We start from the raw sequence: 1,088 nt of genomic DNA on the forward strand, positions 1-1,088 counted from the left end.
CGCTGGTGGCGGCCGCGCGCACCCAGGCCCGCGTGCATGCGGCCGAGCGCGAACCCGAGGCCGCGATGCGCCTGCTCGACTACCTGCACGGCGTGCTCGGCGGCAGCCACGAGCGGCGCTTCGCGGCGCAGGTGTGCTTCGACAAGGTGCGGCTGTGGCTGGCCCTCGGCGAGCCGCAGCGGGCGCGCGATGCGGCGGCGGAGTTCGGCGTCGTGGACGCGGCCGAATGGCAGGCCGTGCGACCCTATGACGAAGCCTGGGAGCGGCGCGGCATGGCGCAGGCCGCGCTGCTGTCGCATGCGCAGCGGCGCGATGAAGCGCGCGCCGTGCTGCAGGTGCTGAGAGCCAGCGCCGAGGCGGCGGGCCATGTGCTGCGCTTGCATGCGATCGAAGCGGCGCTGGCCAGCAACCTGTGGGAGGCCGGCGCGCGCGACGAGGCGCTGCAGTGCCTGCACCAGTCGCTGCTGCGCGCGCGCGGCCATGCACCGTCGCGCAGCTGGTTCGACGACAACCCGAGCTTCCACCAGGTGCTGGTGGCTGCGCTGGCGATGCCGCAGATGCGCCGGCTTGTGCCGGAGCACGTGCTGCGCGTGTTCGGTGCGGCGCTCGGGCGTGGCGAGGCCCGGGCTGCCCATGCGGTGGATGCGCTGACGGCGCGTGAGCTGGAGGTGCTGGCGCTGCTCGCRCAGGGGCTGAGCAACCAGCAGATCAGTGCGCGGGCACAGATCTCGTTGACCACCGTGAAGTGGCACGTCAAGAACATCTTCGCGAAGCTCGACGTGGGGACGCGGGTGGAGGCGCTGGTTCGGGCTCGGGCGCTGCGGCTGGTCTGAGGCTGCGCGTCGCGGCGGGTGAGGAGGAAAAGACTGAAGTGACCAACGAGCCTTTGTCGTGCAGTCAGTCGCGCGCCCACACCAACAGCAAGTTGTTGGTCGGCATCGCCACCCGTTCGCGCAGCATGAGCCCGGCCTGCGCGGCTTCGTGCTCGACATCCTCGCGCCGGCGCAAGCCCCAGCCGGCATCGCGCACGCGCAGGTCAACGTCGAAGCCCAGGTTGCCGGGCGACGTCTCGACGCCGTCCTCCAGGT

The 1,088-nt window shown here is 71.9% G+C and carries 2 protein-coding genes; one reads left to right on the forward strand and one right to left on the reverse strand.

Features of this window, described 5'->3' with window-relative positions; all coding sequences use genetic code 11:
- Window positions 1-833, forward strand: an 833-nt coding sequence (locus tag AC1D15_RS33740; protein ID WP_477829493.1) for a LuxR C-terminal-related transcriptional regulator, incomplete at its 5' end; no start/stop codon positions are given.
- Between the two features lie 64 nt (window positions 834-897).
- Here the strand turns inward: AC1D15_RS33740 and AC1D15_RS33745 are convergent.
- Window positions 898-1,088: DUF938 domain-containing protein (locus tag AC1D15_RS33745; RefSeq protein ID WP_477829494.1), on the reverse strand; the 191-nt coding region annotated here is incomplete at its 5' end.

Source organism: Rhizobacter sp. P2_H2, from assembly GCF_056403375.1.